This window comes from Pseudoalteromonas sp. 1_2015MBL_MicDiv, assembly GCF_002407505.1.
GTDB lineage: Bacteria > Pseudomonadota > Gammaproteobacteria > Enterobacterales > Alteromonadaceae > Pseudoalteromonas > Pseudoalteromonas fuliginea.
This window is the reverse complement of the sequence record NZ_CP012738.1, coordinates 22,858-44,956: the sequence shown is the minus strand read 5'-3', so window position 1 is coordinate 44,956 and position 22,099 is coordinate 22,858. Positions and strand designations below refer to the sequence as shown.

At 38.6% G+C, this 22,099-nt stretch carries 22 protein-coding genes and 1 pseudogene; 11 read left to right on the top strand and 12 right to left on the bottom strand.

Annotated features, from left to right (window positions below; translation table 11 throughout):
* Positions 1-199: 199 nt before the first annotated feature.
* The 3 genes from AOR04_RS17810 to AOR04_RS17800 are packed head-to-tail and all read right to left on the bottom strand — an operon-like array spanning position 200 to position 2,486.
* Positions 200-535, bottom strand: a complete 336-nt coding sequence (locus AOR04_RS17810) for a DUF3325 domain-containing protein (RefSeq protein WP_007376694.1) — start codon at positions 533-535, stop codon at positions 200-202.
* Positions 532-2,133, bottom strand: a complete 1,602-nt coding sequence (locus tag AOR04_RS17805) for a PepSY-associated TM helix domain-containing protein (RefSeq protein WP_096794177.1) — start codon at positions 2,131-2,133, stop codon at positions 532-534. The genes AOR04_RS17810 and AOR04_RS17805 overlap by 4 nt, the downstream gene beginning before the upstream one ends.
* Positions 2,130-2,486: a hypothetical protein gene (locus tag AOR04_RS17800; RefSeq protein WP_007376696.1), complete on the bottom strand. Its 357-nt coding sequence runs from the start codon at positions 2,484-2,486 to the stop codon at positions 2,130-2,132. The genes AOR04_RS17805 and AOR04_RS17800 overlap by 4 nt, the downstream gene beginning before the upstream one ends.
* Before the next feature lie 345 nt (positions 2,487-2,831).
* On the opposite strand from AOR04_RS17800, the gene AOR04_RS17795 reads away from it, so the two are divergent.
* From AOR04_RS17795 to AOR04_RS17785, 3 genes are all read left to right on the top strand, one after another.
* Positions 2,832-3,188 carry a VOC family protein gene (locus AOR04_RS17795; protein ID WP_007376697.1) on the top strand — a complete coding sequence of 119 codons (357 nt, stop codon included), beginning with the start codon at positions 2,832-2,834 and terminating at the stop codon, positions 3,186-3,188.
* Positions 3,189-3,338: 150 nt separating this feature from the next.
* Positions 3,339-3,920, top strand: coding sequence for a uracil-DNA glycosylase family protein (locus AOR04_RS17790; RefSeq protein ID WP_096794176.1), 582 nt, complete (start codon positions 3,339-3,341; stop codon positions 3,918-3,920).
* A 304-nt stretch (positions 3,921-4,224) separates the two neighbouring features.
* A complete protein-coding gene (locus AOR04_RS17785; protein WP_096794175.1) occupies positions 4,225-5,091 on the top strand; it encodes a bile acid:sodium symporter family protein in 867 nt (288 codons plus the stop codon).
* 401 nt (positions 5,092-5,492) lie between these two features.
* Here the strand turns inward: AOR04_RS17785 and AOR04_RS21910 are convergent, their stop codons facing one another.
* Entirely contained in the window at positions 5,493-5,651 is a 159-nt protein-coding gene (locus tag AOR04_RS21910; protein WP_232525555.1) for a hypothetical protein, read from the bottom strand.
* A 193-nt stretch (positions 5,652-5,844) separates the two neighbouring features.
* Between AOR04_RS21910 and AOR04_RS17775 the strand changes: the two are divergent.
* From AOR04_RS17775 to AOR04_RS17760, 4 genes and pseudogenes are all read left to right on the top strand, one after another.
* Positions 5,845-6,039 (top strand): annotated as a pseudogene (locus AOR04_RS17775) (SDR family oxidoreductase); the annotation flags it as partial.
* A gap of 324 nt (positions 6,040-6,363) precedes the next feature.
* On the top strand, positions 6,364-6,873 hold the full coding sequence (locus AOR04_RS17770; RefSeq protein ID WP_033028630.1) for a hypothetical protein: 510 nt from the start codon (positions 6,364-6,366) through the stop codon (positions 6,871-6,873).
* A gap of 101 nt (positions 6,874-6,974) precedes the next feature.
* Positions 6,975-7,742 (top strand): hypothetical protein, encoded by a 768-nt coding sequence (locus AOR04_RS17765; RefSeq protein WP_198403035.1) that lies wholly within the window; start codon positions 6,975-6,977, stop codon positions 7,740-7,742.
* 3 nt (positions 7,743-7,745) lie between these two features.
* Positions 7,746-10,934 (top strand): SdrD B-like domain-containing protein, encoded by a 3,189-nt coding sequence (locus AOR04_RS17760; RefSeq protein WP_096794173.1) that lies wholly within the window; start codon positions 7,746-7,748, stop codon positions 10,932-10,934.
* Positions 10,935-10,992: 58 nt separating this feature from the next.
* Here the strand turns inward: AOR04_RS17760 and AOR04_RS17755 are convergent, their stop codons facing one another.
* A complete protein-coding gene (locus tag AOR04_RS17755) occupies positions 10,993-11,325 on the bottom strand; it encodes a hypothetical protein (protein WP_096794172.1) in 333 nt (110 codons plus the stop codon).
* A 122-nt stretch (positions 11,326-11,447) separates the two neighbouring features.
* Positions 11,448-12,017 (bottom strand): hypothetical protein, encoded by a 570-nt coding sequence (locus AOR04_RS17750; RefSeq protein ID WP_007376711.1) that lies wholly within the window; start codon positions 12,015-12,017, stop codon positions 11,448-11,450.
* Between the two features lie 227 nt (positions 12,018-12,244).
* Between AOR04_RS17750 and arfB the strand changes: the two genes are divergently transcribed.
* Positions 12,245-12,658: an alternative ribosome rescue aminoacyl-tRNA hydrolase ArfB gene (gene arfB, locus AOR04_RS17745; RefSeq protein ID WP_007376712.1), complete on the top strand. Its 414-nt coding sequence runs from the start codon at positions 12,245-12,247 to the stop codon at positions 12,656-12,658.
* A 782-nt stretch (positions 12,659-13,440) separates the two neighbouring features.
* Here the strand turns inward: arfB and AOR04_RS17740 are convergent.
* From AOR04_RS17740 to AOR04_RS17720, 5 genes are all read right to left on the bottom strand, one after another.
* Positions 13,441-14,490, bottom strand: coding sequence for a DUF2955 domain-containing protein (locus AOR04_RS17740; protein ID WP_096794647.1), 1,050 nt, complete (start codon positions 14,488-14,490; stop codon positions 13,441-13,443).
* A 10-nt stretch (positions 14,491-14,500) separates the two neighbouring features.
* Entirely contained in the window at positions 14,501-15,565 is a 1,065-nt protein-coding gene (locus AOR04_RS17735) for an HlyD family secretion protein (RefSeq protein WP_008139130.1), read from the bottom strand.
* The gene (locus tag AOR04_RS17730; protein WP_096794171.1) at positions 15,555-16,040 is read right to left on the bottom strand and encodes a MarR family transcriptional regulator; all 486 of its coding nucleotides are present in this window, start codon (positions 16,038-16,040) and stop codon (positions 15,555-15,557) included. Before AOR04_RS17730 ends, AOR04_RS17735 begins: the two co-directional genes overlap by 11 nt.
* A 458-nt stretch (positions 16,041-16,498) precedes the next feature.
* Complete coding sequence (locus AOR04_RS17725) at positions 16,499-17,383, bottom strand: spermidine synthase (protein ID WP_008136882.1); 885 nt, start codon at positions 17,381-17,383, stop codon at positions 16,499-16,501.
* Entirely contained in the window at positions 17,376-17,999 is a 624-nt protein-coding gene (locus AOR04_RS17720) for a fused MFS/spermidine synthase (protein ID WP_033015969.1), read from the bottom strand. The genes AOR04_RS17725 and AOR04_RS17720 overlap by 8 nt, the downstream gene beginning before the upstream one ends.
* A gap of 622 nt (positions 18,000-18,621) precedes the next feature.
* Between AOR04_RS17720 and AOR04_RS17715 the strand changes: the two genes are divergently transcribed.
* A complete protein-coding gene (locus tag AOR04_RS17715; RefSeq protein WP_096794170.1) occupies positions 18,622-19,404 on the top strand; it encodes an RES family NAD+ phosphorylase in 783 nt (260 codons plus the stop codon).
* Positions 19,405-19,567: 163 nt separating this feature from the next.
* A complete protein-coding gene (locus AOR04_RS17710; RefSeq protein ID WP_096794169.1) occupies positions 19,568-20,539 on the top strand; it encodes a hypothetical protein in 972 nt (323 codons plus the stop codon).
* Between the two features lie 78 nt (positions 20,540-20,617).
* On the opposite strand, the gene AOR04_RS17705 is transcribed toward AOR04_RS17710, so the two are convergent.
* Positions 20,618-21,118 carry a lactoylglutathione lyase family protein gene (locus AOR04_RS17705; RefSeq protein ID WP_007378784.1) on the bottom strand — a complete coding sequence of 167 codons (501 nt, stop codon included), beginning with the start codon at positions 21,116-21,118 and terminating at the stop codon, positions 20,618-20,620.
* Positions 21,119-21,232: 114 nt separating this feature from the next.
* Between AOR04_RS17705 and AOR04_RS17700 the strand changes: the two genes are divergently transcribed.
* On the top strand, positions 21,233-22,099 hold the full coding sequence (locus tag AOR04_RS17700; RefSeq protein WP_096794168.1) for a LysR family transcriptional regulator: 867 nt from the start codon (positions 21,233-21,235) through the stop codon (positions 22,097-22,099).

The window sequence follows — 22,099 nt, the reverse complement described above, 5'->3', positions numbered from 1 at the left end:
TAATCGTCCCTAGAAAGAACCCTTTGGGCAGCGCATGTTTGGTATTTATGCTGCGTTATCGCCTATTTATGGGGAATAACCACACTACATAGGCTCTGCCTTGCCTAAATACCAAACAGTCTGCTGCAAATTCACCCACCAAAGATCAACACGCCCTAATCTATGGGAAAGTAACGGATCACGTTTTTACTAACTAAGGCTAGTTTAATGCTAAAAACAACCCACTTAGTACAACTAACACGCTATTTAAAACACTAAACCACTTTACGTAGTCTACTAAAAAATTATAAAAAACCATTATAATTAAGACACTTAGGCTCATAAATCCGCAAAATAGTAATGCACCATATCCATCTTGAGTAACTAAACAAAGCACTAAGCTTAGTAAAATACTGATCCAAGCAGCTAATAACAGCTTTTTACGTTGGGATTCTGTAGGGCGTTTTTTAAATACGTCTTTAAAATGATTATACTTAGCCAGCGCAAAACAGTTAAAACTGAGCAGGCATAGGCTAAAACCGAGTAAATCAATCATGGTTTTTGCCTTTTAAGGTTATTAGATTGACTAGGGCTGATTGTTTTTGAGTTGCTTTTAGCAGTACGTAATTTTTCGGTTTGTATAAAAAACAATATACTAAATAACAAAAACAGTGCATCAAAAGTAAATAAAGCCCACTGTTTGTGCATCAAATAGCTAACTATATTACCGTTAGTTGTAAGTGCATTAATAACCGGTACGCTTAAACATGCAACAGCATTTATAGCTGCCATAACTCGCCATTGCAGTGTGTCGCGCTTTATAAGTGCTAAAAGAGCAACCGCTAGCCATGTTAAAAAGAACGCGAGTATTTCTTTATCGGCGCGCTCTGCGGTAGTTGGGCTAAGTAGTCTGTTAGCAATAAAAAATGCACACGTTGCCAGTGGAAGTCCCATAATAGTGGCTAGGTTTAACCCTTCAACTAGTTTTAAACCAAACGAAGGCTTAACGTTATTTTTAGTTCGCTCGCGAATTCGCTTAGCCCACATAATACAGCCAGAGCCAATCATTACACAGCCTGCAATACCGCCTAATACGTATAACCAGCGCAACAACCACGTAGCTAAACGCCCTGTATGCATAGAATTAAGCGATTCGTAAAGCGCTTTGCTGCTAGTTAGCTCGTCATCAGTTTTAGCGACCATTTGCCCTGTAGCACCACTAAATATTAAGCGTGGTGCTTGGTCACGTAGTGTTTTACCTGCGCTTACCAATACGGTAATTGTTGAAGCTGCCATATTTGGTTGGTTAACTTGTACGCGAGTAATATCTGCATGAGGCCACTTAGTATAAACCTGATCCAAAATACGTTGTATTGGCACCATTGGCAATTCGCCTTGGGCTTTATCGGTCATGGTGTTGCGAGGGGTTACATCGTTAAAAAAACCACGCATGCCGTTATCGTAAGTTACTTTTGCAGGGTAGGGAAACAACATAAATATGAGCGTAATCATGCCAGTGTAGGTAATCATTAAATGAAAAGGCAGGGCAAGCACAGAGCTTACGTTATGGGCATCTAACCATGTACGGCTACCTTTGTTACGCCTAAAGCTAAACATGTCTTTAAAAATACGCTTATGAATAACCACGCCCGATATAATGGCAATCAGCATAAAAAAGCTAGCAAAGCATACAATCCAGCGTGCTGTTATTGCATCCATGTAATGTAAATCATAGTGCAACCGATAAAAAAAGTTACCACCTTTCGTATCTACAAAGGGCTCAAGCTCTTGCATGGTATTAGGGTTAAGCTGCGTGTTTTCAAACTTACTGCGGCGCTGGCCTGGTTCTTTTGGCTTTGCATAACCATAAATTAAATAAGGAATACGCGGCTCAGGTAATGTAATACGCCAGCTTGATGAGTTAGCTCCATGGTTAGCTAAGTAATCAAATCCGGTAATTATTTGTTGTTTTTGCGCTTCTATACGCTGTGTTTGGGCTTGCACATTATGTATGGCTGGTTGATTCCATAAGGTTATTTCGTCTCTAAAAAAGCTAAGAGTGCCAGCAAAAAATATTAAATATAATAACCAACAAACGAGTAACCCTACCCACGTATGTAGCCAGGTCATTGAGCGGAAAAAACTGTCTTTCATAGCCAACCCTTCAATACAGCTAATAAACAAATTTGCGCACTAGTCGTTAGTAAAATACTGATCCAAACTGTTTTTAACGATTTAATATAAAACGCATAAATAAAAACTAATGCATAAATTAGAATACTTAATGATACACACAGCAGTACCGCATCTGATTTGGTCAGCGGTAATAAAAAACTCAGCAAAGCGGTACTCGCAGCCGTAAAAGAATAGCCGCCAACAATGGCAATTAAAAAGCGTAAAAACACTGAAAAACGATAGCTAAAAATAGGTGATAGTTTAAAAAATTGCGATAACAACTCAATAACGCGTAGTTTAGTGGGCTGCGCACTCAGCGGGTGTGCCTGCATAATGAATTAATCTCTTATAAATACAGCGGGTGAAAAAATAAAGCGTTATTATATAGCCTACAAATACAAAAGATAGTTATTATCATTCGTGATATTTAAGTTTATCCAACCAAAAAATTTATTACTCACCTGCTCTCTGATAAAGTAATTTTTTAACATATTGAACCATAATGATATTTAAACTCACCGCAGTTAACGTTGAAAGTAACTGCTTGAGATAGATTTATTATCCAAAATTCAGGCTACTTAGTAAAATAGTGATCTCAAATAACATCAGTATATTTGATTAGCAACTAACTAAGGTTTAAGGTTGTTTATTACACTTTAATAAGAGCTTTAATAACGATGAGCGATCACGAAAAACTAAATTATGTCGAGTTCCCTGCTTATGATTTACCTGCTACTAAAACCTTTTTTAGCAATGTATTTAATTGGCAATTTACAGACTACGGCCCCGAATATACGGCGTTTAGCGGCCAAGGGCTCGATGGTGGATTTTTTAACGCACCGCTTAAATCGTTAACTCAAAACGGGGCTGCACTCTTAGTTTTTTATAGTAATGATATCCACGATACCTATAAAAAAATAGAGCTGCATGGCGGCACAATATTAAAGCCCATTTTTGAATTTCCGGGTGGTTGTCGGTTTCACTTTGCAGAGCCAAGCGGCAATGAGTTTGCTGTATGGGCAGACAAACAATAGATTTTATAAGGCCTGTAGCCCGGAAGTAGTTAAAGATCACGATTTTACCAACTAACGCCCGTTTTAATTAAAATAAACCGATATTTTACCAACTCATTTGTTCTAAATGGCCATTTAGGATAAAAATTAAGCACTTAAGGCCAAGTAGACATGAATAGTCACCAATTAATAGAGCAAGTTAGTAAATGCGTGATCTGTGAACCTGATTTACCTTTAGGGGCTCGCCCTGTTATACAATTTAACCCAAACGCACGTATTTTAATTGCAGGCCAAGCACCTGGAATAAAAGTTCACGAAACAGGCGTGCCATTTAACGATGCAAGCGGTAATCGCCTACGAGAATGGCTTGGGCTAACACGTGATGAATTTTACGATGCCAATAATATAGCCATTTTACCTATGGGCTTTTGTTATCCTGGTAGGGGGAAGTCGGGTGATTTACCACCTCGAAAAGAATGCGCACCTACATGGCGCGAGCAATTATTGGCTGCCCTACCAAATATTGAGCTGACAATAGTGCTTGGTAAATACGCACAGGCATATCACTTACCGGACACTAAAAAAATGCCACTCACGGAGTTAGTAAAATCGTGGCGTGAGTATTGGCCAAACTATTTAGTGCTTCCTCATCCCAGTCCGCGCAATAATATATGGCTTAAAAAAAATCCATGGTTTGAACAAGATGTATTACCAGAGCTTGATAAACGCATTGCGACTATTTTAAATAAGTAACACTTCTAGCATTAGGATTTATTGTAAAGGGGCGTTATACCAATCCGCAATAATACTTAATCATTTTGCGGGGCTAAACGTGTCGCTACCTGTGTTAAAAAATTCTCATTTACGACTGCATGGATGCAGAAGGTAGAGCAATGCAGGAGCAATTGCCGAGAACAACTAAATAACGAATTTTTTGCCTAGCTATCAACACGTTTTTCCATCCTCAAAATAGATCACTTAATTAAGCGAATTGGTATACAGTTAACTTAAAAATTAACACTCTAATTAAAAACAATAACAAACGAGGTTACCTAATTTGAATGCATCTATATTAACTGAAGTAATACTTCCGCTCGCCCTTGCACTTATTATGTTTGGCATGGGACTTGGGCTCACTACAAACGACTTTACCCGGTTATTTAAAAGCCCACTCGCCATCGTTATGGGTTTAATTGGCCAACTTGTAGCAATGCCTTTATTGGCATTAGGCCTATGCTATTTACTTAACTTATCAACACCTATAGCCATTGGTTTAATGATATTAGCCGCTTGTCCCGGCGGCACCATGTCAAATGTAGTAAGCCAGCTCGCTAAAGCTAACTTAGCACTTTCGGTAAGCTTAACAGCCGCTTCCACCGCTATTAGTATAATAACCACACCGTTTATTATCGGCTTTGCTATGAGCCAGTTTGCGCCAGCAGATAACGCTAGTTTTTCTATTTTGACGACATCACTTGGGTTGTTTTTTATTACCTTAGTGCCTGTTGCTGTAGGTATTTGGTTACGCCATTTTAAAAATGATTTTGCTATTAAAACAGAACCGTTTTTTAGACGCTTCTCATTGTTTTTTATGCTCATGATGATTGCCGCATTGGTAATAAAAGAGCGCGCTTTATTAGTTAGCTCATTTAACGATGTATTTTGGGCATGTATTGCACTGAATATAGGCTCGATGATTGTAGGTTGGTTAATTGCTAAGTGTTCAAAATTAAATTTAACCGATTCACTAACTCTTTCTATTGAGGTTGGGATTCAAAATGCATCACTGGCTATTTTAATTGCGATTAGTTTTTTAAATAAACCAGAATACGCAGTTACTGGCGGTATTTATGGCCTGGCAATGTTTATAGGGCCGCTGCTGTTAATTGGCAGATTAAAGCTTAAAAACAAACGCACCATGTAGTTATAGCTAAAAAGCAGGGCTTATTATTGCTTGTGTAAGCTCTGTTTATTCTTAGAGTTTACTTTACACGGACACATTTCACTCTCCACGCTTGGACCTGTTAACCTTTGCGGATTAAAGTTTACTCTATCTAGGGATTATTTAATCACGAGACTCGGTAACTGCTCCTGCGTCCTGATCATATCCCTTACCACCATATAGGCAACAAAGAGTAAGTCGCCCCAAGGACGCCTCCAAAGAGCAGCCGCATATTTGGCATGTTTATACTAATCTGCCTATATAAGCAGATTAGTATAAACATGCCCTAGACATCTACAAATATAAATTCATTATTAAACTTTGCTGTAGACTTAAAACAAATCCACTTGAGAATGATTTTTAAGTGTCGTTATAAGCTGCACTTAACGCTTAAATATACTTTCTACTTGGCTGCGTAGCCATATTAATGCATCGTCTTTATCTGTATTTTGGTGCCAATATAAGTGCTGATAAATAGTAGGCATGGTGGTTGGTACTGGACGCGTAATTAAAGTTTCATCAAGTAGCTGACTTGCCACCATGGAGGGCAAAGTGAGTAAAAATGGTGAATTTTTTATTACCTCTTTTGCTGAAAAATACGTTTGACAACGTATAGCAACCTCACGATTTAAGCTTAACTGTAATAATGCTATATCCTCAATAACCGTACCCGTTGATCTGTTAGATACAGCTACATGTTTGGCCGTTAAGTAATTATCTATATTTAATTGCTCTGGCTACATTAGAAGTGAAATAAACGAAAAAGTAAAAACAGTGCCCTTTATTGTCGATACTGAAACAGGCTGTAGAGCACTTGTAACAGCTATAAATAAAGAAAAAGCCAACAGCTTTATACCAACGTGGCCATGGGCATTTTTACATTGGATTTTACGTATAGCCCCGCTGACTACACTTCGTAAAATGTCTTAAATAAACTCACGCCCCAAAATTGTTGTGGGCTTAAGTTTATCATTGCAAATAACCTAGCAATATATTAACAAAAAGAAATCCTCTTGCCTTATATCTGTAAAAAAACATACTTTTTTTGCTTTAAAAACAACCATAAATAAATTAACCAACTTTTATTGCTAATGATTTTTTCTTATTTATTATCCTTAAAGTTGCATTTGTTAATAAAACATTTAAAAAATGCACTTCCTGTGTTTAAATTGGCGCCAATGGATTACGAGCTCTTAGAAAATGAGATTAAACAAGGACGTAATACAATAATAATTATTTAAACACGGAAAAATTATGAATAAAAAAATTTTTGCAGCAACCGCTTTACTCGCTATGACTTCGACTTCTTTACTTGCATCTAGTGAAACATTACAAGCAAGTGTAAATGGTTGGAGCGAACCAACTTTTTTAGAAAATAACAAAGTACATTTTGGTAAAATTCGTTTAGCTACAGGTTCTACTTGTACAATGGATAATGCTGGCGCAGTAACGGGCGATTGTGATGCTTCAGACTCAAACATTCAATTAGGTGGCGTAACTGTTTCAGGTTTGGCTCCAAATTCAGCAATGAACATCACTGTATCAGGCAGTACAAGTGCCAACCTTACTTTCGCTCCAGTAACGACTGCCACTGATGGTACTTCAACTGTAACAACGGCTGATACTGTTGCTTCTGCATTTACAACTGATGCAAGCGCAACTGATATCGTAATCGGTGTTTATGGTGATATGACAGTAGCTGCCGATCTTACTGCTGGCGCTGCTTATGAAGTAGACTACACTGTCGATGTATCTTTTCAGTAATATTATTTCTTATATTATTATAGCCCTAGGCTACTAATAATATAAATTGTGTGGAGCTTAATGCTCCACATTTTTGCTTTATCATGTTGTTGAGTTGTCTCATGAGTTTTAAATTTTTTCGCTGGGCAACGCTTTGCCTGACTCTTCTATTACCTCAAATTTGCAGTGCTAATCTTTCTCTATCTGAATATCGTTTATATTTTGATGGACGAACTAAAAATAATTCATTAATGATCAGAAATACATCTGATAAAAACCTCGACTTTAAACTTAGTATCACGCACAAAGACATGACCGAAGAAGGGTCACTAATAGATGCAACACCTAAGCAAGTAGAGGGTCGTTCTGCTGCTGGCATGTTACGCTTTTCTCCACGCCGTGGTTCTATAGCGCCAAAAGGCATGCAAGCTATAAGAATGACGGTACGAAAAAAAGCAGAATTACCCGCAGGAGAATACAGAGCGGTACTTAAAATAGTTGCGTCAGAAGCACCAGCCCCTAATGCAGAAGGAATAACCATACGCCCTAAAATATCTTACAGCGTTCCGGTAATTGTGCGCCATGGGCAGTTAGAAGCTGATTCGCAACTAATCAACCCGCAACTAATTAGCCAAAATGGTCGACCAACCGTTACGTTTTGGCAAACGCTAACGGGAAATCGTTCGTTATATGGTAATTTTGAACTGCTAGACAGTAATAACTTATCTGTTGGGGAAGTAACAAACGTAGCCGTTTATACGCCTTTATCGCGTCGTAAAGTCTATATTTCGTTGCAACAGCCCATTGTCGGTCCGCTTACACTTAAATACAAAGAAAATCCCCAATATGGTGGCAATATTGAGTTAGCAATACCCGTTAATATTCAATAACACGTGTTTAAGCTAAACGCATTGCGTTATGGCGCTTTAATTAGTTTGTTGCTCATTGTTATTGTGCCTCAAACATTAGTCGCTAATGAGCTAACGCCTCTTCATCAATGGACTATTGATGAAGAGGCGTTCGTGATCGTAAATGTAAAAGTAAATGGCCGTTCAGTGGTATCCGACTTAGAAGCTTACTACACGCAATCAAATAAGCTGTTACTACCAATCAGTGTTCTTAAATCAACGATGGGGATTAACTTTAGTATTACCGAAGGGAGTTTAACTGCAACCGTTGATTCAACGAAGCTTGCACTAAGTACAACGTTATTGGCAGCTCAGTCGGTAACACCAACGGCATCTTTTTGGGCAAAAGACGATTACGATCATTACGTAGACTTATCCGTTATTAATACGCTTTTAGAAACCGACTCAACATTTGATTACTCACTCATGCAAGTCTCCTTTATGAGTAATTTATTAAGCACCACAAATGATAAAAAAAACACGTCAATCACGCATAAGCAAGCTATTGCCCCACAATATGATCACTTTATAGAAGATCAATATCGTCTACTTACCTACCCAATTTCTGAGTATACAATTTCATCAACTGCCACATCTAAACAAGCACGTTATAAAGGCTTAATTAGACTCAACAGCTATTTTGATTTATTTCACCATAGAGCAGAAGTTCGGTTTAATAAAAATGAAAACAGCGATAATACGTTTTTTAAAATTAGCAAAGACTTTAGCTTAACCGATGAAGATCATTCATTAGCTCGCATTCATTATCAATTAGGTGATATTCAATCTCAATCAGATCAGCTGACGACAGCTTCAAGCCAAGGCAGAGGTATTTATATCTCGAATGCCGATCCACGCTCAGCACAAAATTTTTCGTCAATAACCATTGAAGAACCCGCTTTACCCGGTTGGCAAGCTGAGCTATATCGCAATGGGCAATTTTTAGCGACCACACAAGCAAATGACGATAATTTAGTTAAGTTTATCGATATAGAAACATTTTATGGCAATAATATTTTTGAAATAAAGCTTTTTGGCCCCCAAGGTGAGCAAATTACACGCACTCAAAAATACACGATAGGGCAGGATGCCCTATCACCAGGGAAAATAAGCTATCAAGTTGAGTTAATTGAAACAGATAAAAGCGTATTTGATAACAACCAAAATACTCAAAATACATTTAGTGACACATTTAAAGCCAGTGTTTCATATGGGATAAGTGAAAATTTAACCTATGATGCACAAATCACTCAACTAGCATCTGATGAGCGCTCTCGCTATATATCATCAGGATTAAATATACTTACGGAGCATGGCAGCTATCGATTTTTATCTAGCAAACAACTCAATGCTGGCAGCGCTTATTATGCAGGCTTTAGGGGCTTGTTCTCTAATGATATTTATAACGACGTAAACGTCAATTTAGAATATACCGCCTTAGATGATTTCTCGAGCGCATTGTTTTTACCACAAAATAATGTGCTTAAAAATAAATTATCGATTAGTTTAAATGGTCGTTCTGATTCGTTTGACTCTTTAAACTGGAATATGAAATGGCTTAACGAAAATCGTGAAAATAAATCAAACAACAATACATTTTCATTAGGTATCAATAAAAATCACATTGGTGGTACATGGGCTGGACGCCTTTTTTATGATGAGCAAGAAGATGAATTAACCAATCAACTTTATTCATCTATTGATATCGCTTCTTGGAAGTGGACAAATACACTCGATTGGCTGCCTATAAATGGGGGAAAGCTTGTTAGCCTGCGTAGTAATTTACGTTGGCCGCAAACACAACAGACCTTTAACCAAACCCAGTTATCGTATAACCCTGATTCATCAGCGACCGCGCAACTAAGCCATCAGTATACTTATCGCTATGATATTTTTAATGTTCAAGTCTCAGGCCAATACGATAGTCGTGGTGATTGGCGCGTGTCATTAGGTTTAAACGGCACATTTAGCTTTGATCATCTTGAGTTAGATATGATATTTGACACCCCACGAGCTCTTAGCGGCGGACAGCTTGAAGCATCTGCTTTTATTGACTGGAACGAAAATCGAGTATTTGATCAAGGTGATGAAGCATTAGAAGACGTTCGCTTTACCGGTAATTATTTATGGCGAAATAAATTCACTAACAATACAGGTAAAGCGCTACTGCCAAGTAGTCACGGCGGGCAAATTTTAGAGGTCGATTTACGCACTTTACCTAATCCATATTTGCAACCTGTACTTGGAAAAATAAAAACCTACGCTCACCGAGGAGGTCAGACTAAAGTTGATGTACCAATGGTTATTTTTAATGAAGTAGAAGGGACTGTTTACTTTGAAAATAACGATAAAAGTAAACCTGTTTCAGGCGTAACCGTTTTTTTAAAGCAAATTAATGGCGACAAAGAATACACAACAACTACCGAGTACGACGGGTATTATTATTTTTCTAATGTGAGTCAAGGAAACTACAAAATTGAAGTTGAAGCAAATACATTAAATATAAAAAGCCTCGTTACTAAAAACTTACCAGAGCGCGTTGTTACCTCAAAAACAGGTGATACTATTATTCTAAAAGATATCGTTCTACAACCTAAAAACAATACAATAGACTCAATAGAGTTAGTTGATAAGCCATCAGAAAAGTCTTTTTTTGTTCAGCTTGGTGTATTTAAAAAATTTGAATCGGCAGTAATAGTAGCAAAGGAAATTGACTCAAAAGCGCATCCTTTAAAATTATATAAACATCAAACCCGCGACAGTTACTATTTAGTAACAGGCCCTTATGTAAACGCCCAAGACGCGCAAACAACAATTAACGATGTCTACTCAACGCCTGAATTACATGGCAGCTTTATGGTCGACGCTAGACGTTATACATCTACAGATTGGCGACTAATGCACGCATGGGGAGAGCAAAAAAGTGATACGAAAGAGCTCTATTATTGTCAATATGCCGCGTATACCTCTAAAAAAACAATAAAACCTCAATTGATAAAAGCTGATTTTCCACTGTTCACTATCAACAGAAATATTAATGGTAAAAAATATTTTTTATTACTCTCAGGCCCACATATTGAGCAACCACAGAACGCATGTAGCGCTTTAACTAGTCGGCAAATAAAGGAAGGCTCTACACCAATAAAAAAATCATGGAGCGACTTATACAAATAGCCTTAAATTAATGAGTTATTTGACGCTTAAAATACTCATGTATTAATTAAAATTAGTATTATTGAGCTGTAAAGTATGTCGTTTGTGAGAGGCCTTTTTTGTCAAGATGCGTTATACACCTTATTTCGCAGCGTGCACCCGCCGATTCTGCAATCCAATTGGATTGAGACTGTTTTTTTATATAACAAGCAGAATAAAATGCATCTTCTTTTTGTGCAGAAACAACAGCACAACGCGCATAATTACCAAGCTGCAATACTTTTATTGGAAATATTTGCTCCTGAGCAATAACTCCAGCACTAAAAGCTTGGGTTGATTTTGCGTACGTGGATACCGAAAAATACACAGTAAAAATAAAGAATAAACCAATAACCACATGCCATTGCTTCATACATTACACCTAAAAATACAGATAATTAAATTGTAGAAGTAAATAAACTTTATGCATCTGTTTATAGATTATTTTAGGCATTAAAAAAGGTGGCAAAAGCCACCTTTTTATAAAACAAAAACTTATAGAAGTGCAAAAAGCTTTTTAAGTTGTGGCATGTACTCGCTCACAAGCTCAAGGTTACTTTCGCTAACGACTGGCTCACTTGATTTAGCGGCACTTGATGCGTTACCTAATGAGCCCATTAGCGAGCTAGCGCCTTTGTCTTTAACACTTTTCATACTTTGAAAACCACCCATTAGTTTATCTGCTGTTTCTTTATTTTCAGTAGATAAGCCAGATTTAAGGTTTTCGATGTAAGCCATAGACACTTCAGAACCGACAGTAATTAACTGCTCTGGAGTAAAACCGTAACGACTCGTTACGCCTTCAAAACTTTTGTATAAGTCTTGCTCTTTAATCATGCTAAGCGCGCTGTTAGCTAGCGAGCCTTGCTCTGATGTTTTTTGGTCAGCCGACGCACCTAACATGCTTCCTAGGTCCAGCCCTTTTAGAGAATCTTGAGCGCTCGCCCAACTTGTTACCGCTGGTAGTGCTTTCATGTAGCTTTGTAAATCACCTTCAGTGATATCTTTTGCAACACCAGAGAAGCTCATTGCTAACAAACTAAGTGATACGAGTATTTTTTTCATGCAGGCATTTCCTATTATTGTGGAGCTATTATTATATGAAGCCCTAAATAGATAGGGCTGTGCAATTAGAAACTAAATAATTGCATATGCCAATACATAATAATGTATTGGCGAATTTTACAGTACAATTCATGGGAGTTGACCTAAAGTACTACGATTTTAGTTGATTCACCCTAAGTCAATGTACAAATGATATAATGCATTTTTGACAACGAGAGCTGAACACAATGTTAACAATTTCAAATACAGTCACAATTGATGAGTGGGAACTAGAGCTTACAGCTATTCGCTCTCAAGGTGCCGGTGGTCAAAATGTTAACAAAGTAGCAAGTGCTATACACTTACGTTTTGACATTAATCGCTCTAAATTACCTGACTTTTACAAAGAACGCTTACTCGCTTTAAAAGATTCTAGAATCACTAAAGATGGCGTTTTAATAATTAAAGCCCAAAGCCACCGGACCCAAGAATTGAACAGAGATGATGCACTTAAGCGTTTAAAAGATCTTATTTTGAGTGCAACCGTGGTGAACAAAGCTCGAAGAGCCACCAAGCCAAGTAGAAATTCTCAGCGCAAACGCATGGATAAAAAAACCAAGCACGGCCAAAACAAAGCATTGCGTGGCAGTGTGAAAATTTAACTGCTAGGCGCGCAGCTTGCTGGCGTATAAAAACGCAGTTTTTAAAATAACTTAATAATTAGAAGCCTTGCTTCTCACGTGAGCAAGCTCTACGTCTACAAAACGTGCAACCTTGTTAACTGGCAGACGCGCAGCTTGCTGGCGTGCAAAAACGCAGCTTTTAAAATAACTTAATAATTAGAAGCCTTGCTTCTCACGTGAGCAAGCTCTACGTCTACAAAACGTGCAACCTTGTTAACTGGTAGACGCGCAGCTTGCTAGCGTGCAAAAACGCAGTTTTTAAAATAACTTAATGATTAGAAGCCTTGCTTCTCACGTGAGCAAGCTCTACGTCTACAAAATGTGCAACCTTGTTAACTGGTAGACGCACAGCTTGCTGGCGTGTAAAAACGCAGTTTTTAAAATAACTTAATAATCAGAAGCCTTGCTTCTCACGTGAGCAAGCTCTACGTCTACAAAACGTGCAACCTTGTTAACTGGTAGACGCGCAGCTTGCTGGCGTATAAAAACGCAGTTTTTAAAATAACTTAATAATTAGAAGCCTTGCTTCTCACGTGAGCAAGCTCTACGTCTACAAAACGTGCAACCTTGTTAACTGGTAGACGCGCAGCTTGCTGGCGTGCAAAAACGCAGTTCTTAAAATAACTTAATAATCAGAAGCCTTGCTTCTCACGTGAGCAAGCTCTACGTCTACAAAACGTGCAACCTTGTTAACTGGTAGACGCGCACTTGCTGGCGTGTAAAAACGCAGTTTTTAAAATGGCTTAATAATTAAAATTTATTTAATCAAAGGTATGATGGCGCGTTGCACTAAAGCGATTAAGTAAATGATGCATAACATATACAGCGCACAAGCTTAAAATAATCGCCACCGATACCGAACTAAATCGATACAACGCACTGTAAATTAAGTCTTGTCCTGGGCCCAACGACTGCCCAAATAAAATACCAAATGTGGTTAATACACCAAACCCGATACCAGGAATACCGCCGCCTAAAATGTGAAACCGTGCAAACACAAAGGATAAAATCCACAATATAGCAACCGGAAAAAGTAAAAAATCGCTATGGTTGTACAAAAACAACTGTGATAACAGCGCTGCATTGCAACCAATCAATGTACCAATTGCACGTTGCCAGCCTGCCATACCTGCAGCTTTCCAACACAATGAAAATAAAATAAGTACTGAGGCCGCTTGTGCTGAAATTGAATCTTGTAAATCAAGCACCTGAAAAGCCACAAACGAAAGCGTTGCCACACTGGCGCAAAGTAGCACCTCATGGCGAATGCTTTCTTTAGGTTTAGCTGGCATTACTCGACTGGGCCTTGCGGTTACATCAGGAAACACCCCATGCATTATCGCGGCAATAATCACAGTTAGTAGGATAGCCAAACCGTTACTTAAAATCAGCGGATAAATACTACTGCCTTGATCAACATAGCTCGAAAAATGCAGTTGAATTGAAAGGCTAACCACGCCTAAAGCACCAAATAAAAAGGCGCTACCGCTACTCATTTTATGAAATAAAAAACAAAATATGCCAAATACAAGTAGCGTCATAACGACAGGCAAATGAGAAAATAGCCCCTGTATTACAAGTACTACAAATGCACTAAAAGCCGCCGACGCTATAAATTGATTGATAACACCTCGGCTTAATGTAGGCACCATACCGAGTAACAACATAGGATAAACAGTAAAAAATATGCCGTTTGGCCAGTTCATTAACTTACTAATGGCAAAACCGATAGTACATCCGCCAGCGATACGCAGTGCTTGGCGAAGGCCATTAGAATCGAATTGTGGTCCTTGGCTAACAACTTGAGTCATACCCTCTCCATTAATAAATGTAGTGTAACCAACTAATAAACCTAATTTGCGCTGCGCCAAACCACTGCCCAATAGTTGACTCTGGCAATAATTGCACTGTAGCACGTGCACCACTTGGCATATTTTCAATTAAATTTTGGTTGTTAACTAATTTTAGATGAATACGTTGTCGCTGCGCATCGCGCACCCAGCGGTTACTGATCTCTGTAGTACTGAGCAAACCATTGGCACTTAACTGACCATTGCTTACACCGGCCTCAAACGCCTCAAGTGTCGCGTCATAAACCTCTCCAGGGCGACTATCAAAAACGACTTTTGCTAGGCTACCGCGCTTCATGTGCAGAAGTGATTTTTCTCTAAAATCGGCAACTAAGTCGGCTTTTTTAGCCACAATCGCTAATAACGGTTTACCTGCAACGGCATATGCACCATCAAGCAATTGTAAGTTAGCAACTATGCCATCACTCAATGCACGCACTTGCGTATACGATAAATTCAACTCAGCTTGCGCTAACTGATTTGCAGCATGGCGCATTGCTAAGTTTTTATCACCTGACTCGCCACGGGCTAAAATAGCTTCCGATAATTGCGCCTCATACGCTGCTACATTTGCTTTGCTTGCTTGATAATTAGCACGAATGCTTTCAAGCTCTTGCTCTGATATGGAGTTTTGTTTGTAGAGCTTTTCGCCTCGGCTTTTTAATAATTTTTGCTCATGTTGTTTAGCTTTTGCAGCACTTATTTGCGCCTCAAGCGCTTTTACATTTGTATCGAGTCGTTTGTTTTGTAATTTAGCATCGTCAAGTGCCAGCTTGGCTTGTTCGTACGCTAAGTTGTAAGGTCCTTGGTCAATATGAAACAAAATATCGCCTGCTTTCACAGGTTTGTTATTACTTACTAATACACTAGTTACTCGGCCACTTATTTGTGGCGATATTTGCACAACAGGATGATACACGCGCGCTTGAGGCGTTACAGGTAAAAAAATATCAGCCATTAAATAGTAAATAAACACTAAAACAAACCCAATGAGGGAGAGTCTTACATAGCGGGCAAATTTTTGATCAGGTGTCATTTTTAGCCTTTGTTTGAGATTTAATGCAATTGAGTGCGTTTTCTTCCATTTTTATCAAGCCGTATGCCATTGCATCTAATTGTGCATGACTAAAACCATTATATAACTGCGCTTTAATATCTGTTATTCGCTCATTTAAGGTGTGTAAAATGCTGCGACCTTGCTCGGTAAAATAAAGCTTTTTACTGCGTTTATCGTGCTCATCTACGCGGCGCACAATCAGCGATTGCTCTTCTAACTGTTTGAGCGTGCGCGTAAGCGATGGCATCTCTATGCCTAAGCTCTGTGAAAGCGCTAACTGGGTAACGCCCTCTTTGAGCATATTTATATGCATTAAGGCAGTCCAGCGCGACTGTGTTAACCCTAAAGGCTCAACAGCAATAGTTACCGCTTCACGGCATAAGCGATGCACACGGCCCATATTGCCGCAAAGTGTTAAATCAAGAGTTTCATAAAATGGAATGTTTTTAACCATAGCGCACTTAATTAGTTAGCAGGCTAACTATAATATCACTACTTAATAAACAACGTAAATATATTAGTTAAAAATGGATTAAAGATGTGCAGTAAGGCATAAAGCGAGGTGTCTCAAAATAAACGCCGAACTTGTAGGTGCGAATTCACTTCGCGCTTGCCTTTCAATAAAATATAAGCGAGGTATAAAACCTCACCTACCTAAAAATAAAAGCCGAACTTGTAGGTGCGAATTTACTTCACGCTTGCCTGCAAATAAAAATATAAGCGAGGTATAAAGCCTCACCTACATACATAAACGCCGAACTTGTAGGTGCGAATTCACTTCGCGCTTGCCTTTCAATAAAATATAAGCGAGGTATAAAACCTCACCTACATACATAAACGCAGTGCCTGTAGGTGCGAATTTACTTCGCGCTCAAGTAACTTATCTATTACTTAGCGCTTTATAAAAGCACCTTAAAAATTAAGTAAATTAGCGGGAGAATATTGGTCGGTAAGCACTTTCGTATCAGCAGGCCAATCTTGACCGTCTTTTGTAAAATGCATAAATTCGCTAATTGCTTTTATATCAATGCCGTATTTTGCCAAGCGAGGCTCAAGTATTTTAACCTGTGCCTTTATTTGCTCGTTAGTTGGCGGCGCTTTAAGTCCCGCTAAAATAATACGGTTACTACGATTTTCACGGCTTACATTTATAAAGTCGCCAAATACAGCGTGGTAAGTTGCCGACTCATGCTCATAAAGCTTACTACTTGAAAATGTATTTGCAGCTATAACACCACCTTCGGCCAATACGCTTTGTACCTCTTCAAAAAACTCTTTAGTGAGTAAATGCTCCGGAATATAGTCGCCGTTAAAGGCATCTAAAATTATCCAATCGTACATTTGCTTTTTAATAGCGGCGCGTTTTATAAAAATACGGCCATCTTGCACGCTTGATGTCACTAAGTCGTTTTCTATAAAGTTAAAGTAATCGCGTGCAACTTTAGTTACAGCGGGATCTATTTCAACATTATGAATTTTTGCTGTGGGGTATAGTTCATGAATAACATTAGAAAGCGTACCGCCACCTAATCCTATAATAAGTACATTTTTAGGGTTATCGGCTACTAAAAGGCTGGCAAAAGTAAGTTTAGTGTAGTTAAAAACAAGTTTGTCAGGGTCATTTTTGTACATGCAGCTTTGGCTTGTTTGGCTACTTTTAGTATTAAATTTAAGACAACGTAAGTCGCTAGTGTCTTCAACAATAATATTGCGATAAAGCGAGCGCTCTTCATGAATAACCTTACTAAACGCAACCCCCGAAAACACGATTAACGGCAGTAGTAAATATTTAAGCATGAGCAAGCTCCTTGTTATTCACCAAGCTATTAACAACAATAGCCACTAAACCAAGTGACCCAAGCGTTAAAGCAAAAGCGCCAATAATTGTATTTACGTCAAACGCGAGCACAAAGTAAAAAGAGGTGATAATAGTACCCAGCGCACTGCCAAGCGTACTTACAAAGTATAAACGCCCCGCTACTTGACCACTTTTATCGCTATCGGTTACCAATAAACGTACTGAGTAGGGCGAAATCATACCTAAAATAACGGTTGGAATAAAAAATAATGCAGTTGAAGCTAACAGCGAACCATAACGGCTATCTTCAATATGCGTGAATATAAACTCCATTATTGGCTGCGAAAATAACGTAATAGGCACCACCATAATGCTGGCGACTAAAAATATTAAACCATATTTAGTAAGAGATGCATTTTTAGTACTTAGCTTACCGCCAAGTAAATAACCAAATGATAAGCTGAGCATAAACACCGTTATTATGCTGCCCCATATATGTACACTGCTCCCAAAAAAAGGCGCAAGTATTCGCCCTCCTAAAAGCTCAATCCCCATAATGCAAAAACCACTGCAAAAGGCTAAAAAATAAATTAATGCGTTTGTTTTTAAAGTCATGTAATTATCGTTTTGTAACTTAATAGAGTTCCATACTAACGTGATGTAAACATGCCCGCTAGTGTAAAAATCACTCAAGGCAAACCTTTTAAAGCAAATTAACCGTGTTTCATATTAGCGGTGCGCAACAGAGTAATTTAGTAATAACCTAAGTTTATCGTGGTGAAACACGCAGCGCAGGCAAAGGTGACTCGTAGTAGATGTTTTAGAGTAATCGTTACTTAATAAACAAAGTACGATCATGTTGAACTACCCAGCACTATGATCTTAAGCGATAACTAAACATTCAATGAGCTAACCTGCTTAATTGTTCAGGCTAGTAGCGGCTGTGTGTTTAAATAACCTAGTTGCTTATCAAACAAAATTTAGGTGTAATAACAACATAATAAACACTGAGCAATGCAGGGACAGCTCAGATACGACAGGCGCACCGATTAAATAGGCTTAATGTAGTTGATGTCACAAAAAGCCTTTCTTTAAATGTAAAGTTCATAGCATAAACAACACCAACTCAGACACACCGAGCAGGTGGCGCCTCAGTCCAATAAGCGACACTGCAACACAAACTCCGTGTCGCATAAATACTAAAATGTTATGTGTTACTACAAACTAAGGAGTATGAATGAGCTTCAAATCTTGGTTAAGCTATTCTGACTTTTCTGAAAATGCGTGCTCTAAGCTGCGCTACATTTTAGATAATGAGTCGAGTGAATTTCTAAATTCAATTAATGACACTTGTAGTGACAGGGTTAAAACCTTAAAAGTTGGTTCTGTGGTGTGGCGCGCACAAACTGGATGTGGTGAGGAGAAGGCTTCTGATAATGTAGAGCAAGAGTTCCATGTTGATAAGCGTATTCCTTTCCCATTCGAACGAATGAAGCCATTGACCAATAGCGCCTCTGAGGGGAGGGCGAACTCAAAAGGGATTCCTTGTTTATATGTAGCAGCAGATGCGGAAACTGCGATACACGAAGTGAGACCTTGGCCTGGATTAACCTTAACAATTGCCCAATTGCATTTGACAAAGGATGTGAAGTTGATTGATTTTTCGGAGACGGCTGATGCTGAACAGTACCCATATTTCTTCTTCGGCGAACCTTCTATTAATCAGAGGATTGACGCTGTGTGGGCTGCGATGGATATTGCTTTTTCTTGGCCTGTAACGGGATCTGATTCCAAATCAGAATATGTGCCGACGCAAATAATATCAGAGTTTATTAAATCGAAAGGGTATGACGGGATTATTTATAAAAGCTCTTTAACTAAAGGGCGTAATTATGTTCTTTTTAATTTAAATGATGCGGCTGTTGTTCAGTGTGACTTATTTGTAGTATCCAAGGCTAAATTTGACTTCGAGAAGTTGGATGGAAGCTCATCCTTGACAGCAGAGCGTGGTAACACCTAATCGGGTAGCCGGAGGTCTCTAACCTCCAGCGCCAATACCAACCATCATGCGCTTTTTATTGGCAGGAAGTGCAATGGGCGGTTCATCTCCCGTAATGAATAATCTATAATCAAGACACCCGTCTTAATTACCATTCTTATGTTCTTTTTATAAGGTAAGTGATTTGAAAAACAATAACATGCATAAGCTAGGGCGGGTTTATCTATCTATATTTTTAATAGTCTCTCTACTGTTATGTACTGTTGGTTATTTTTACAATAAAGCGTCGGCTCCACCGACTTCAGCAGAGCAAACTTCTAATTATTTAACTGTATTACCTCAAAAAACTCCTGAAAAAGCAGTCAATACTGACTTACTGACAAACAAAAAGGTGACTAACAGTGCCCTTTCATCAAGCGAAGGTAAGTATCAGCGAGTTATTATGACCAGACCACAATGGAAACTGCAAGGGGAGTTTAGGGAGCACTTTAAACGTTTACAAGCGGCAGCAAACGATGGTGATAACGAAGCAAAATATATCATCGCTACAAACTTAAGGTATTGTTTGTCGGCACCAATTGATGACTACGCTCTACAGGCTGAGTTAGAAGAGATCTCTCAGTACAGTGATGTCGGCGAAGCCGCTGATAGAAAAATAGAAAAGTTTGATTATTGTAAGGGCATTAATAGTATTGAGCGTCACCAATTTTATGCGTATTTAGAAGATGCAGCGAAAAATGGGTTTGTCGCCGCACAAGAGTCATTTGTTAATCTAACGGCTGAGTTTTTTATGAAGTCGCAAGGTTTTTCGACACTAAAACGCGCTGAGTTCATTAAAAAAAGAGATAATTTTAATAAACAAAAAATAGTATTTTTAGAATACGCTGCTCAACATGGTAGTGAAAAGGCATTAATCTCTTTATCTAATGTGTATTATTCACAGCAGCTTGGTGAAAAAAGTTTTGCAAAGTCTTACGCGCTAAACCGATTAATTATGGAAATCACCGATAATAATGATATTTATAACCGCTATGCGTGGTTTGAGCAGCGACAGTATCCGCAACTTAGCGAAAGTGAACTTGCCAGTGCAAATGAAATAATAGAGCAGTGGAGCGCAATCATAAATAAAAACGGCACCGTATACCCTCACGATTAGTAAAAATAAAAGCGCTATAGCTGAAACAAAAAGGCTGCAGTAATAAATACTGCGGCCTTTGTTTTTAGCTCAATGCTTTTAATAAGCGCCTGCGCTGTAAATTAGCTCGTAGCTGTGGCTGTAAATCTCAAGGATGTTACCAAACGGGTCTTCCATGTAGATCATGCGGTATGGCTTTTCACCAGGGTAGTAATAACGTGGGGCTTGCATACGCTTTTTACCGCCAGCGGCTACAATACGCTCTGCTAAGCCTTCTACATCAGGGTCTTGAACACAGAAATGGAAGATGCCTGTTTTCCAGTATTCAAAGTTGTCTTTTGGGTTTTCTTGGTTTTTAAATTCAAAAATTTCTACACCAATACGATCGCCCGTTGAAAGGTGCGCTATTTTGAATTTTTCCCATTTTTCACCAAATACTTCGGTACACATTTCGCCAATGGGGCTTTTGTCTTCGGTTATTAAAGTGGGTTCCATAATGGTGTACCAACCCATAACCTTAGTGTAAAACTCAACGGCTTTTTCAACGTCGGGAACCGAAATACCAATGTGCGAAAAACTACGTGGGTATGTATGACTCATAATGCTTCCTCTTTAACTTGTGACTTATCTTGTGACTCGTTGATGGAGTTAGTTTACGAATCGAAAAACATTAAGTAAAATTATCATTAATCATAACTTTGAGTACGTTTTGTAATGATAAATCCGACATGGTTAAACACATTTTGCACCTTGGTTGAGGTAAATCATTTTACCAAAACAGCTGAGCGCCTTTATATGACGCAGTCTGGTGTAAGCCAGCATATTAAAAAGCTAGAGCAACAAGTTGATTGTGCTTTACTTGAGCGCCACGGTAAGCAGTTTTCACTCACGCCACAGGGTCAAAACTTATATCAGCAGGGTAGCCAACTTATCAAAGATTGGCAGTTTTTAGAGCAGCAATTAAAAGATGATTCACCTTTTAGCGGAGCAGTAAAAATTCAATCGCCGGGCAGTTGTGGTTTAAAGTTTTACAATCAATTATTAGCACTGCAATGTGAGCATAAAGCACTAACTATTGATTACCGCTTTGCGCCAAATGTGAGTGTGGAGCAAGCTGTGGCAAATTACAGTGCCGATATTGGCTTTTTAACCCAAGCCCCTACACTTAGCGAAGTGATCAGTTATAAAATTAATAAAGAAGCGCTATTACTTATTACACCTGCGGGTATAAATACACCGAATTGGCAAACACTGTGTGAGCTGGGTTTTATTGCTCATCCTGATGCAAACCATCATGCGCAACTACTACTTAGCGAAAACTACGATGAATTTGAACATATTGAGCAAATAAAGCAGACGGGGTTTTCCAACCAAATTAGCTTAATACTAGAGCCTGTAAGTTTAGGCTTAGGTTTTACGGTATTACCTGCCAATGCGGTAGGTGCTTTTAATAAGCCTGAGCTTATTAAAACGCACTATTTAGCCAATCCCGTTAATGAGACTATTTATGCATGTCACCATCGAAATAGGCCACTGGCAAAACGGATGAATACAGTGATTGAGTTAATTAAGTCAAGTTAA

Excerpts from the sequence above, each read along its gene's own strand:
- AOR04_RS17810 (WP_007376694.1), bottom strand. The coding sequence starts at position 535 with ATGATTGATTTACTCGGTTTTAGCCTATGCCTGCTCAGTTTTAACTGT.
- AOR04_RS17805 (WP_096794177.1), bottom strand. The coding sequence starts at position 2,133 with ATGAAAGACAGTTTTTTCCGCTCAATGACCTGGCTACATACGTGGGTA.
- AOR04_RS17800 (WP_007376696.1), bottom strand. The coding sequence starts at position 2,486 with ATGCAGGCACACCCGCTGAGTGCGCAGCCCACTAAACTACGCGTTATT.
- AOR04_RS17795 (WP_007376697.1), top strand. The coding sequence starts at position 2,832 with ATGAGCGATCACGAAAAACTAAATTATGTCGAGTTCCCTGCTTATGAT.
- AOR04_RS17790 (WP_096794176.1), top strand. The coding sequence starts at position 3,339 with ATGAATAGTCACCAATTAATAGAGCAAGTTAGTAAATGCGTGATCTGT.
- AOR04_RS21910 (WP_232525555.1), bottom strand. The coding sequence starts at position 5,651 with ATGGTGGCAAGTCAGCTACTTGATGAAACTTTAATTACGCGTCCAGTA.
- AOR04_RS17770 (WP_033028630.1), top strand. The coding sequence starts at position 6,364 with ATGAATAAAAAAATTTTTGCAGCAACCGCTTTACTCGCTATGACTTCG.
- AOR04_RS17765 (WP_198403035.1), top strand. The coding sequence starts at position 6,975 with ATGAGTTTTAAATTTTTTCGCTGGGCAACGCTTTGCCTGACTCTTCTA.
- AOR04_RS17755 (WP_096794172.1), bottom strand. The coding sequence starts at position 11,325 with ATGAAGCAATGGCATGTGGTTATTGGTTTATTCTTTATTTTTACTGTG.
- AOR04_RS17750 (WP_007376711.1), bottom strand. The coding sequence starts at position 12,017 with ATGAAAAAAATACTCGTATCACTTAGTTTGTTAGCAATGAGCTTCTCT.
- arfB (WP_007376712.1), top strand. The coding sequence starts at position 12,245 with ATGTTAACAATTTCAAATACAGTCACAATTGATGAGTGGGAACTAGAG.
- AOR04_RS17740 (WP_096794647.1), bottom strand. The coding sequence starts at position 14,490 with ATGACTCAAGTTGTTAGCCAAGGACCACAATTCGATTCTAATGGCCTT.
- AOR04_RS17735 (WP_008139130.1), bottom strand. The coding sequence starts at position 15,565 with ATGACACCTGATCAAAAATTTGCCCGCTATGTAAGACTCTCCCTCATT.
- AOR04_RS17730 (WP_096794171.1), bottom strand. The coding sequence starts at position 16,040 with ATGGTTAAAAACATTCCATTTTATGAAACTCTTGATTTAACACTTTGC.
- AOR04_RS17725 (WP_008136882.1), bottom strand. The coding sequence starts at position 17,383 with ATGCTTAAATATTTACTACTGCCGTTAATCGTGTTTTCGGGGGTTGCG.
- AOR04_RS17720 (WP_033015969.1), bottom strand. The coding sequence starts at position 17,999 with ATGACTTTAAAAACAAACGCATTAATTTATTTTTTAGCCTTTTGCAGT.
- AOR04_RS17715 (WP_096794170.1), top strand. The coding sequence starts at position 18,622 with ATGAGCTTCAAATCTTGGTTAAGCTATTCTGACTTTTCTGAAAATGCG.
- AOR04_RS17705 (WP_007378784.1), bottom strand. The coding sequence starts at position 21,118 with ATGAGTCATACATACCCACGTAGTTTTTCGCACATTGGTATTTCGGTT.
- AOR04_RS17700 (WP_096794168.1), top strand. The coding sequence starts at position 21,233 with ATGATAAATCCGACATGGTTAAACACATTTTGCACCTTGGTTGAGGTA.